The following is an 11157-nucleotide window of genomic DNA, read 5'->3' as shown; positions in this document are numbered from 1 at the left end:
ATGGAGCGGGAAACGAGTCTCGAACTCGCGACCTCAACCTTGGCAAGGTTGCGCTCTACCAACTGAGCTATTCCCGCTCTGATATTTGTTGCTTCGTATATCGAAGAAGACGCAATTATTATGGATTTAATCGTGTGCGTCAAGTGTTTTGTTTTTATTTTTTTAAAAATTTTATTTGAATTCTTTCCATGCCATTTTCAGGTAGTAGCACATGGACCAGATGGTCAATACAGATGCTATAAACATCAATATGTTACCAATGAGATAGAAAGGGTCGTTATATTTGTCTGTGCCGATAAGTAAAAGGAAGATGGCGATCATTTGGGCAGTGGTTTTGAATTTGCCGATAGTGGCCACTGCAACGCTGCCGCGTTTGCCCATTTGTGCCATCCATTCGCGCAGGGCGGAAATGGTAATTTCTCGGCCAATAATAATCATGGCGAAGATAGCGTATGTTCTGCCAAGGCTGACGAGCAGGAGTAGGGCAACGGCAACCATGAGTTTGTCGGCAACGGGGTCGAGGAATGCGCCAAAGTCGGAGGTTTGTTTCCAGCGACGTGCTAAAAAGCCGTCAAACCAGTCTGTAATAGCTGCAAGTGCAAAGATGATAGCGGCTGTCCAGTTGACGGTTTGTGGTTGAATCCATGTGTTCGGTAAATAGAATAGGATGGTAAACACGGGGATTAATAGGACGCGCATCCAGGTAAGTAAAATAGGTATGTTCCAAGGCATGGTTTGTGACCTTTTGGACGATGTGTCGGATTGTCCATTATAGCTTATTTGCTTACTGGGCTTTTTTGAGTGTTGTTTTTTTGCCGACAAGTAACGTGGGCAAAGGGCTTTGTTATTCGGGTTGTGAAGAAAGTCTGTTAAGGCCGTCTGAAAAATGGGTTGTTGAGGGGTATAAATGTTTTTGGACAGGTAAGTGGCTGCAAAATAGTGGGCAACGAGGTCGGCCTGCTGCTCAATATTGAGTTGGTTGAAGTGAGGCAAAGGCATGGGATAGGCGTAAGCTTTGCGTTTCCTATATCCGCCTTTGAGCATAATGAATAAACCGGATAACCAAACTTTGTGACCGCGCTGGTGTTGCCAGACGTGTGTCAGCTCATGAATCAGCCAGATTTTATAGGCGATGCCGGCTTGAGTGAAATCATCAGGGCAGTGTTTGCGCGGGAAATATATATTTCCATTGGGGGCGATAGCGGTATTGGGGTTGGGTATAAGTGGAATGCCGCAATATATTTTGATGCGGTGGAAGTTTATGCTGTCCGCAAAAACTTGTTTTGCCATACGGACTTCATTTTCTGTCAGTCTGCGCCAATTGGAAAAAATCATATTTTAAAGAATGATAGAGGATATAAAGATTTTCAGGCCGTCTGAAAGGTTTCAGACGGCCTGACATGGGATTTATTGTTCTTCTGAAGCGGCTTGTTTGCCGTTGTCGAACAATTTGTCCATAGGCGTCAGATTGACTGCGTTGCCTTGGCTGACTATCCATTTGTTTTCAACACGCCACACGCCTGAGGTATCTTCAACTCGCAAGTACCAATGGTTGGTTTGGCGTAAAGGCTTAAAGACGGCTTCGTATTCCATACGGCCGTTTTGCGGTTCGGCAGTTACGGCGCGCAGCTTGACGGTTTGGTCGTCAGCTTTGCGTGTCGGGTGCATCAGCAGCAGGTTTAATGGCTGTTTGGGATCGAATTGTCCGCTGACGAATACTTTGGCGGCATTCATGTCCGGACTGATTAAAACCTGCACCTGAATCTGCCGTTTAACGGCTTCTTCATCGCGGTGAAGCTGGATTTCGATGTGTTTGCCGTCTTTATAGTAATCGTCGGAAACCAAGTCCGTCGTATGTTCTTTTGCGACGAAGAACATAGACACGCTGGCGATAACGACAAAGATGGGACCTGCCATCAGCACCCAAGGCCAAATGTGTTTATACCAAGGCTTAGTGGGATTGGGTTGGGACACCGTTGTTATTCTCCAATAAAGGTTGCTTTTTCATTCAGGACAGTCGGTTCGGCATCAGCGGCATCGGTTTCACGATATGTGAAGGTAAATTCAATCGGCTGACTGCCTTTTTCGGCGTACTCAGGGAGGGTGGACACTTGAACCGGAATAGTCACGGTTTCGCGTGGCGCAATTTTAATACCGTTTTCTGGTAAGCCGGTCAAGGTGATATCATCAAAACCTTTGACTGTTGCAGTAACAGTCTGTTCATGTTCACTCTTATTAATGATGCGCAGGTTGTAGGCATTTTCCAACCAGCCTTGGCTGTTTTCACGCACCATCACGCCGCGGTCTTTCAGAATATCCACTTCGACCATTTTGCGGGTGGCAATACCGGTTAAGAAAGCAATAATAACCACAAACAATACTGCACCATAACCTGCAACGCGAGGGCGTTTCAGGCGTTTTTTGATGTCACTTTCAGGGTATTCATGCTCCATTGCGCCTTCGGTGGTGTAACGGATCAGACCGCGCGGATAACCCATTTTGTCCATGATTTCATCACAAGCATCGATACAGGCTGCACAACCGATGCATTGGTATTGCAGACCGTCGCGGATGTCGATACCGACGGGGCAGACTTGTACACACATGGTGCAGTTGATGCAGTCGCCCAAGCCGCTGTCTTCTTTGTTGGCGGTTTTTTTGCGTGCACCGCGAGGTTCGCCACGTTCGGTATCGTAGGAAATAATCAGCGTGTCTTTGTCAAACATTGCACTTTGGAAGCGTGCATATGGGCACATATGCAGGCACACTTTTTCGCGCATAATGTGGGCAAAGAAGAAGGTCATGAATCCATAAAACGCTGCAGCAAACATTGCGCCGCCGCCTGCTGCTCCGGTGAATAAATCGGGAACAAACTGGCGGATAGGGACAAACCAGCCTGCAAAAGTTATACCTGTCCATGCACAGACAAGGAAAATCAGTAGGTATTTGGTGACTTTAATGCGGATTTTAGTAAAGTTCCAAGGCGATTTTTCCAGTTTTAAACGTTTGTTGCGGTCGCCTTCAACCAAGTTGTCGATCCAAAGCATGATTTCGGTGTAAACCGTTTGCGGGCAAGAGTAGCCGCACCACAGACGACCGGCAATGGTTGTCCACCAAAACAGGCCGAAAGCACAAATCATCAGCAGCAAGGCAAGGTAAATCAAATCGCCCATGCCCAGTGACAGGCCGAAAATATAGAAATGGCGATCTGGAATGTTGAACAAGACAGCCTGACGGCCACTCCAGTTAAACCATGGAATTACGTAAAATACAAACTGGGTCGCCAATACGGCGGCGATACGCAGTTTGGCAAAGCGTCCTTCTGCTTTTTTCGGATGGATGCGTTCGCCTTCGGGATGAATTTGAATTACGCTGGATTTGGGTTTGGAAGGTTTGGGCGGAGTGGCTTTTGCTGTTTTTTCTGTTGAGGGTGTGGTGTTTTCAGTTTGGTTTTCTGGTGACATTTCAGTGTTCCTTGATGAAGTGCACACAAGCCTGTTGTCATGGTAGTAGTTTGATGTGAATATTTTCAGACGGCCTTTCGCGTGCATACAAATCATACCATTTGACTCTATTCAAAGCAAAAGAGGGACTTCGTCTTAACGATGGATTCCTTGTGGCCGTTTGATGTAGGGCCGTCTGAAAAGGGCAGTATTCAAAGGTTTACGAATCAGCCTGTATGCAAACTTATAGTGATTTGCTATTTACACGATAAAAATATATAAAGCACTGTTTCAAAACGAAATAACAGTTAATATCATCTATCCTGTCCGTTTCAGACGGCCTATTGGAAATCATGCCGTCTGACAATGCAAATATCAAAGGCTATTCTTGAAAGCACGGCTGATTCAGGCGATAATCGGCACACTTTTTCATATTTCCAATCTTGTCCAAGGAAGGTCAAACCATGTCTCAACTGGCAAACGCAATCCGTTTCCTCTCAGTCGATGCCGTACAAAAAGCCAACTCCGGCCACCCGGGTGCGCCTATGGGTATGGCGGAAATGGCGGAAGTATTGTGGACGAAGTTCCTCAATCATAATCCGGCCAATCCGAAATTCTACAACCGCGACCGTTTTGTCCTCTCCAATGGTCATGCTTCCATGATTCTTTACAGCCTGTTGCACCTGACCGGCTATAACGTTTCCATTGATGACCTGAAAAACTTCCGCCAACTGCACAGCAAAACCCCCGGCCATCCGGAATACGGCTACACCGACGGCGTGGAAACCACGACCGGCCCATTGGGACAAGGTATTGCCAACGCAGTGGGTATGGCTTTGGCCGAAAAAATCTTGGCTGCCGAATTCAATAAAGACGGCTTGAACATCGTTGACCACCACACCTACGTCTTCATGGGCGACGGCTGCATGATGGAAGGCGTGTCGCACGAAGCCTGCTCGCTTGCCGGTACTTTGGGCTTGGGTAAACTGATTGTTTTATATGATGACAACAATATTTCCATCGACGGTAAAGTGGACGGCTGGTTTACCGAAAACATTCCGCAACGTTTTGAAAGCTACGGCTGGCATGTGATTCCAAATGTCAATGGTCATGACACTGATGCCATTCAGACGGCCATTGAAGCGGCCAAAGCCGAAACCGGCAAACCTTCCCTGATTTGCTGCAAAACCTTAATCGGTAAAGGCAGTGCCAACAAAGAAGGCAGTCACAAAACCCACGGTGCGCCTTTGGGTGCGGATGAGATCGAAGCCACGCGCAAACATTTGGGTTGGGCTTATCCTGCGTTTGAAATCCCTCAAGAAATCTATGCAGCATGGGATGCAAAAGAAAAAGGCGCGAAACTTGAGGCCGAATGGAACGAACTCTTCGCTCAATATCAAGCCAAATATCCTGCCGAAGCTGCAGAATTCGTGCGCCGCATGGATAAAAAACTGCCGGACAATTTCGATGCATACGTTCAAACCGCATTGAAAGAAGTGTGCGCCAAAGCCGAAACCATCGCCACCCGTAAAGCCAGTCAAAACAGCATCGAAATCTTGGCTAAAGAGCTGCCTGAATTGGTGGGCGGTTCTGCCGACTTGACCCCGTCTAACTTGACTGACTGGTCAAACAGCGTTTCCGTTACCCGCGAACACGGCGGTAACTATATTCACTACGGTGTGCGCGAGTTCGGCATGGGCGCAATCATGAACGGCCTTACCCTGCATGGCGGTGTTAAACCATTCGGCGCGACTTTCCTGATGTTCAGCGAATACGAGCGTAATGCCTTACGTATGGCTTCGCTGATGAAAATCAACCCTGTATTTGTGTTCACCCACGATTCCATCGGTTTGGGCGAAGACGGTCCGACCCACCAACCTATCGAGCAAACTGCCACTCTGCGCCTGATTCCAAATATGGATGTATGGCGTCCATGCGATACCGTTGAATCTTTGGTAGCGTGGTCTGAAGCTGTTAAAGCGGCCGATCATCCGTCCAGCCTGATTTTCAGCCGTCAAAACCTGAAATTCCAAGCGCGTGATGAGCAACAGCTAAACGACATCAAACGCGGTGCTTATGTAATCAGTGAAGCTCAAGGCAATGCACAGGCTGTTGTAATTGCTACCGGTTCTGAAGTTGAATTGGCTCTGGAAGCGCAAAAAGTATTGGCAGAACAAGGTATTGCCGTGCGCGTTGTTTCCATGCCTTCTACCAATGTATTCGACCGCCAAGATGCTGCCTATAAAGCCGCGGTTCTGCCGGAAGGCTTGCCACGCGTAGCCGTAGAAGCCGGACATGCCGACGGTTGGTATAAATACGTCGGTTTGAACGGCGCAGTGGTCGGTATCAACCGCTTTGGTGAGTCTGCACCTGCTGACTTGCTGTTCAAAGAATTCGGCTTTACCGTAGACAATGTGGTTGCCACTGTTAAATCCGTTTTGTAAATCAGATTTTTGATTGAAATAAAAAGGCCGTCTGAAATTTCAGACGGCTTTTTATGTTTCAGTTGGTTAAACAGTTTCTGTTTCAGGTTTGACCTTGCTTTTCTTAAACTTCAACACGGCTTCTTCTTTTGCCGCATCCCAATCTATCAATACAAAGCCGCCTTCGGCGAGTTTGCCGAACAGGAGTTCGTCGGCGAGCGGTTTGCGGATTTTTTCCTGAATCAGGCGGTGCATCGGGCGCGCGCCCATTTGCGGGTCGAACCCTTTTTCTGCCAGATATTTGCGCAATGCCGGTGTGAATTCGGCTTCAACTTTTTTGTCGAGGAGCTGGTGTTCGAGTTGGAGCAGGAATTTGTCCACGACTTTGACGATAATGGGTTCGGACAAGGGCGCAAATGGGATAATCGCGTCCAAGCGGTTGCGGAACTCGGGCGTGAAGAGTTTGTTGATTGCCTGCATTTCGTCGCCGCGCTCGCGTTTGGAGGTAAAGCCGAGACTGGGTCGGCTGAGGCTTTCCGCGCCTGCGTTGGTGGTCATAATCAGGATGACGTTGCGGAAGTCAGCGCTCTTGCCGTTGTTGTCGGTCAGTTTGCCTGCGTCCATGACTTGCAGGAGGACGTTGAAAATGTCGGGGTGGGCTTTTTCAATTTCGTCCAAGAGCAACACGCAATGTGGCTGTTTGTTGACAGCTTCGGTCAAAAGGCCGCCTTGTTCAAAACCGACGTAGCCCGGCGGCGCGCCGATGAGGCGCGATACGGCATGGCGTTCCATGTATTCGGACATATCAAAGCGTTGCAGCGGTACACCCATCGAGTAGGCAAGTTGTTTGGCGACTTCGGTTTTGCCGACGCCGGTCGGGCCGGAGAAGAGGAAACTGCCTATCGGTTTATCGGGCAGGGCGAGGCCGGAGCGCGACATTTTGACGGCGGCAACCAACGCATCAATGGCATTTTCCTGACCGTAAACCATGTTTTTCAAATCGCGGCCGAGGAATTGCAACACTTGTTTGTCGTCGTGCGACACGGTTTTTTCGGGAATCCGCGCGACTTTGGCGATGACGGTTTCGATTTGCGCTTTGCCGATGACTTTTTTCTGTTTGGATTTGGGCAGAATTCGTTGCGCCGCGCCTGCTTCGTCCATCACGTCGATGGCTTTGTCGGGCAGGAAACGTTCGTTGATGTAGCGTGCGGAGAGTTCGGCGGCGGCTTCAAGTGCACCTTGCGTATAGCGGACTTGGTGGAAATCTTCAAACATCGGTTTCAAGCCGCGCAGGATTTGAACGGTTTCGGCAACGGAGGGTTCGACCACGTCAATTTTTTGGAAACGGCGGCTTAGGGCGTGGTCTTTGTCAAAAATGGTGCGGTATTCGTCGTAAGTTGTCGCGCCGATACAGCGCAATGAACCTTTCGCCAATGCGGGTTTGAGCAGGTTGGATGCGTCCATCGTGCCACCGCTGGTGCTGCCCGCGCCGATGATGGTGTGGATTTCGTCGATGAATAAAATGGCGTGCGGGATTTTTTCGAGCTGTTTCAAGACGGATTTGACCCGCGCTTCAAAGTCGCCGCGGTATTTCGTACCCGCCAAAAGCGAGCCCATATCCAGCGCGTACACTTCGGCATCTTTAAGCGCATCGGGAATGTCGCCGTTGACGATTTGATGTGCCAAGCCTTCCGCCAGTGTGGTTTTGCCTACGCCAGCTTCGCCAACCAAAAGCGGATTATTTTTGCGGCGGCGGCACAGGATTTGTACCAGCCTTTCCATTTCGTGTTTGCGACCAATCAAAGGGTCGATACGGCCGGCTTTGACTTCGTCGTTGAGGTTGACGGTGTAGTCGGAAAGGGAGCCGGTTTTTTGTTCCGCTTCTTCGCCCTCGCGTCCCAGGCCGTCTGAATCATTGCCGTCCTCGTCATCGGGTGAGCCATGGGCAATGCAACGCAAGACTTCAAAGCGCGTAATGGATTGCAATTTGAGGAAATAAACGGCATGGCTTTCGGATTCGCTCATCATGGCAACCAAAATATCCAAAGGCTCTACTGCGGCTTTACCGGCAGACTGGGTATGCACCATCGCCCGTTGGATGACGCGTTGGAAGCCCAATGTCGGCTGGGTTTCGACCGTATCCAGAAGATGATCGGGAATTTGCGGTGTATTTTCAGCAACGCTGGCGGCAAGCTGCTCGGACAGGACTTTCAAATCCACACCGCACAGTTTCAAGACGTTCGGCACAGCTGCATCTTCTTCTATCAGCACCAAAAGCAGGTGCTCTAAGCTGATAAACTCATAACGCGCGTTGCGTGCTTCACGGTAGAGCAGTTGCAGGATGTGTTCCAATTCGGGTGAAAGCATGGTTTAAACCTCTTCGACTATACATTTGAGCGGATGCCCTTCAGCTTTGGCACGTTCCATGACCTGATGTTGCTTAGTCTGGGCAATATCGCGCGTGTAGGTGCCGCACAGGCCTTTGCCTTCGTGGTGCACCAGCAACATGACGGCCACTGCCTGTTCCTGTGCAAGCATAAAGACTTCGGTCAGGATCTCGACGACAAATTCCATTGTGGTGTAATCGTCGTTCAATAAAAATACGCCGTAACGTTTCGGCGGCTGTGTGTTGATATCGCTGAGCAGGGTATCGGATTGGTGGTCGGTATTCGGATGGCTCATAATCTTAGGTTTCAGTTTTCAGACGGCCTATTTTAGAGTGCAAACCGTTTTCTGTTGTATTTCGGCAATTTTTTTCTATTTTCCCACTTTTTTGAAAACATAGCTTGACGTTTTGTCTTAACAAATGTAAAAAGACGGTTAAGCAGAAGTTGGCACTCAACCGCGTATGCAATACGTGGGAGAAACGCTGAACGTTTTAGTTTTTTGTATGCCTTGTTTTGCTGATTTTGTTAATTTTTAAGTATAGGAAGTTTCTAATGGCAACCGGTATCGTAAAATGGTTTAACGACGCTAAAGGTTTTGGTTTTATCACTCCTGATCAAGGTGGCGAAGATTTGTTCGCTCACTTCTCAGCGATCAACATGGATGGTTTCAAAACCCTGAAAGAAGGTCAACGCGTATCTTTCGACGTAACCACCGGCCCTAAAGGCAAACAAGCTGCTAACATTCAAGCTGCTTAATCAAATGCGCGGCATAAGCCGTAAAATCATGGCGGGGTTTCCCGCCATTTTTTATGGGCGTTCGGGTTAAAAATTATGAATCAAAATTCATCTTATCAAAATGCTTTAAACCAGCTAGACGAGCTTATCCGTCATTTTCGCAGCGAAGGCGAAGTCAGCTGCGCCGTTGCTGAGCGTGAAGACCAAATCTTGATCCGCCTTGCCGATTTGAAACTGGATTTGCGCCCTGAAGATGAAAAAGCCATTGCCGATATAGACCGCTTTTACCGTCGCCATGTTTTAAGCGAATAAACGTTTCAAAACCGTTTGCCGTTTTATTTTTTAAGCATGCCTGATAAAATAGGCCGTCTGAAAAGTTTGTAAAGAATCAGCACAATGAGTATTGCCAATAATAAAAAAGCCTTTCACGATTTCTTTATCGAAGACCAAATCGAAGCCGGTATAGTATTGGAAGGATGGGAAGTCAAAGCCATCCGCGCTGCACGCGTGCAATTAAAAGAAAGCTATATCTACTGGAAAAAAGACGCATTCTATTTGGTGGGCTGCCACATTACTGCATTGCCCACTGCCTCGACACACGTCAAACCCGACCCTGTCCGTCCGCGTAAGTTGTTGTTGAAACAATCGGAAATCAACAAGTTAATCGGTAAAACCGAACGTGCCGGTTATACGATTGTGCCCTTAAACCTGCATTACACCCGTGGTAGAATCAAAGTGGAAATCGGTTTGGCCAAGGGTAAGAAACAGCATGACAAACGCCAAAGCCTGAAAGAAGCGGATTGGAAGCGTGAGAAACAGCGTTTGATGAAAAACGTACGTTGATTTTTTCAGACGGCCTTTTTGTAAAGGCCGTCTGAATATTTATTGTTTGAAAATTTTAAAAAGGAAAACAGATGAAAACCATGATTTTAGCAGCGGCTTCAGCCGTATTGTTGCTGGGCGCGTGTTCCACTACGGAACAAAGAGTATTGAAACCTGAAGAGCTGACCAGTATCAAACATGTCTGCATCATTCAAAATGCAAAAGTAAGACCGCATGATTTGGATCGTGCTTTGTCTAAAGCTTTGGCAAAACGCGGCATTGGTAGCACTATTGTGACAGCGGACAACCGCAGCAAACTGTATGATTCTTCTTGCCCGTATAACCTGCGTTACAAAACCAAAGGCAATGACGAAATCTTGCGTAAAGGCGTATTTGTGTTGCGAAGCACGAAGTATGCGGTTTCTACTGTCAGCTACTCTTTAAATGATGAAAACCACTTCCGAACCAATCCTGATTTGGTGAAACAGGCTGAAGGTGTTGTGGCCAAATTGTTGGAAAAAAACAGCAAATAAAAGCCAGAATAAAAAACCGGCTTGCCGCGATATGGAGCATATCGGGCAAGCCGGTTTTGTTTTCAGACGGCCTTAAATGGATTTGATTTTTTCCCAAAGGGTTTTGACCGTACCTTGATAGTAGGTTTCGGAAGTGCAATAGACTGTTTCTAAAGCGCATTGTCCTTGTGAACCGTATTTTTTGATACACTGGTTCAAGGCAATTTGATGCACGGTTTTGAAACGAGGGGAGGTAATGGCCACTACGTTTTGCGCGGTCAATTTGCCCATGGCTTTAGGGTAGGCAACAGCGATACAGGTATTGTGCAGTGGGACAACCGTTTTACAGCCTGTTGCTTGGCCTGCGCTGATACCGGCTAAGGCATCTTGGCCTTTGCAGAATGTTTCGAGTTCGGCTGTCGCATCCAGTTGGGTGGCATTTTCTTTGGTGGTTTTGATTTGCAGCACTTCATTGCTGTCGGTAGGGTTTTGCCACATGGCCAGGTAGCCGTAAGTATCGGCAGCCAGGGCGGCAGGAGTCAGTGCGCAAAGGATAAGTGTCGTTAGTGTTTTTTTCATGTTTGTTCCCTGTTTGTTGGGTATTTGTTGTTATTATAAAGCAAAAGTACTTATTTGATATAAATTTGCTTTTAAAATGAATATTTGAGTGTGGCAGATAGATTATAGGCCGAGACCTTTGCAAAATTCCCCAAAATCCCCTAAATTCCCACCAAGACATTTAGGGGATTTTCCATGACCACCTTCTTCCAGCAAACCGTCCAAGCCATGATCGCCAAACACATCGACCGTTTCCCACTATTGAAGTTGGATCAAG

At 47.8% G+C, this 11157-nt stretch carries 11 protein-coding genes and 1 tRNA gene; 5 read left to right on the top strand and 7 right to left on the bottom strand.

The window, feature by feature from the left end; all coding sequences use genetic code 11:
* Window position 1: 1 nt before the first annotated feature.
* The 4 genes from ACTHR7_RS07005 to ccoG all read right to left on the bottom strand — a co-directional run bounded on the left by ACTHR7_RS07005 (window position 2) and on the right by ccoG (window position 3464).
* A tRNA-Gly gene (locus ACTHR7_RS07005) sits at window positions 2–77 on the bottom strand.
* Between the two features lie 94 nt (window positions 78–171).
* A complete protein-coding gene (pgsA, locus tag ACTHR7_RS07000; RefSeq protein ID WP_003679552.1) occupies window positions 172–732 on the bottom strand; it encodes a CDP-diacylglycerol--glycerol-3-phosphate 3-phosphatidyltransferase in 561 nt (186 codons plus the stop codon).
* 675 nt (window positions 733–1407) lie between these two features.
* On the bottom strand, window positions 1408–1974 hold the full coding sequence (locus ACTHR7_RS06995) for a FixH family protein (RefSeq protein WP_293208379.1): 567 nt from the start codon (window positions 1972–1974) through the stop codon (window positions 1408–1410).
* 5 nt (window positions 1975–1979) lie between these two features.
* On the bottom strand, window positions 1980–3464 hold the full coding sequence (gene ccoG / locus ACTHR7_RS06990; protein ID WP_293208382.1) for a cytochrome c oxidase accessory protein CcoG: 1485 nt from the start codon (window positions 3462–3464) through the stop codon (window positions 1980–1982).
* A 443-nt stretch (window positions 3465–3907) separates the two neighbouring features.
* On the opposite strand from ccoG, the gene tkt reads away from it, so the two are divergent.
* Window positions 3908–5887 carry a transketolase gene (gene tkt, locus ACTHR7_RS06985; protein WP_377072333.1) on the top strand — a complete coding sequence of 660 codons (1980 nt, stop codon included), beginning with the start codon at window positions 3908–3910 and terminating at the stop codon, window positions 5885–5887.
* A 66-nt stretch (window positions 5888–5953) separates the two neighbouring features.
* Here tkt and clpA read toward each other — a convergent pair whose 3' ends face one another.
* Both clpA and clpS read right to left on the bottom strand, forming a co-directional pair.
* Window positions 5954–8233, bottom strand: a complete 2280-nt coding sequence (clpA, locus tag ACTHR7_RS06980) for an ATP-dependent Clp protease ATP-binding subunit ClpA (protein WP_440370569.1) — start codon at window positions 8231–8233, stop codon at window positions 5954–5956.
* Between the two features lie 3 nt (window positions 8234–8236).
* Window positions 8237–8548, bottom strand: a complete 312-nt coding sequence (gene clpS / locus ACTHR7_RS06975) for an ATP-dependent Clp protease adapter ClpS (protein WP_070460948.1) — start codon at window positions 8546–8548, stop codon at window positions 8237–8239.
* 257 nt (window positions 8549–8805) lie between these two features.
* Here clpS and ACTHR7_RS06970 point away from each other — a divergent pair, with 257 nt between their 5' ends.
* The 4 genes from ACTHR7_RS06970 (at window position 8806) to ACTHR7_RS06955 (ending at window position 10343) form a co-directional block, all read left to right on the top strand.
* The gene (locus tag ACTHR7_RS06970) at window positions 8806–9009 is read left to right on the top strand and encodes a cold-shock protein (protein ID WP_070460950.1); all 204 of its coding nucleotides are present in this window, start codon (window positions 8806–8808) and stop codon (window positions 9007–9009) included.
* A gap of 75 nt (window positions 9010–9084) precedes the next feature.
* A complete protein-coding gene (locus tag ACTHR7_RS06965) occupies window positions 9085–9300 on the top strand; it encodes a hypothetical protein (protein WP_003679564.1) in 216 nt (71 codons plus the stop codon).
* Between the two features lie 84 nt (window positions 9301–9384).
* Window positions 9385–9831, top strand: coding sequence for an SsrA-binding protein SmpB (gene smpB / locus ACTHR7_RS06960; RefSeq protein WP_003679566.1), 447 nt, complete (start codon window positions 9385–9387; stop codon window positions 9829–9831).
* A gap of 71 nt (window positions 9832–9902) precedes the next feature.
* Window positions 9903–10343, top strand: coding sequence for a hypothetical protein (locus tag ACTHR7_RS06955; protein ID WP_070583965.1), 441 nt, complete (start codon window positions 9903–9905; stop codon window positions 10341–10343).
* Window positions 10344–10415: 72 nt separating this feature from the next.
* Here ACTHR7_RS06955 and ACTHR7_RS06950 read toward each other — a convergent pair whose 3' ends face one another.
* Complete coding sequence (locus tag ACTHR7_RS06950) at window positions 10416–10901, bottom strand: DUF4189 domain-containing protein (RefSeq protein ID WP_107867635.1); 486 nt, start codon at window positions 10899–10901, stop codon at window positions 10416–10418.
* Between the last annotated feature and the right edge of the window lie 256 nt (window positions 10902–11157).

Origin of the sequence: Neisseria sp. P0007.S010, assembly GCF_051962875.1 — a bacterium.
In the GTDB taxonomy this organism is placed as follows: Bacteria; Pseudomonadota; Gammaproteobacteria; order Burkholderiales; family Neisseriaceae; genus Neisseria; species Neisseria subflava_A.
The sequence above is the reverse complement of the archived record's forward strand: the minus strand, read 5'-3'. Positions and strand labels throughout refer to the sequence as shown.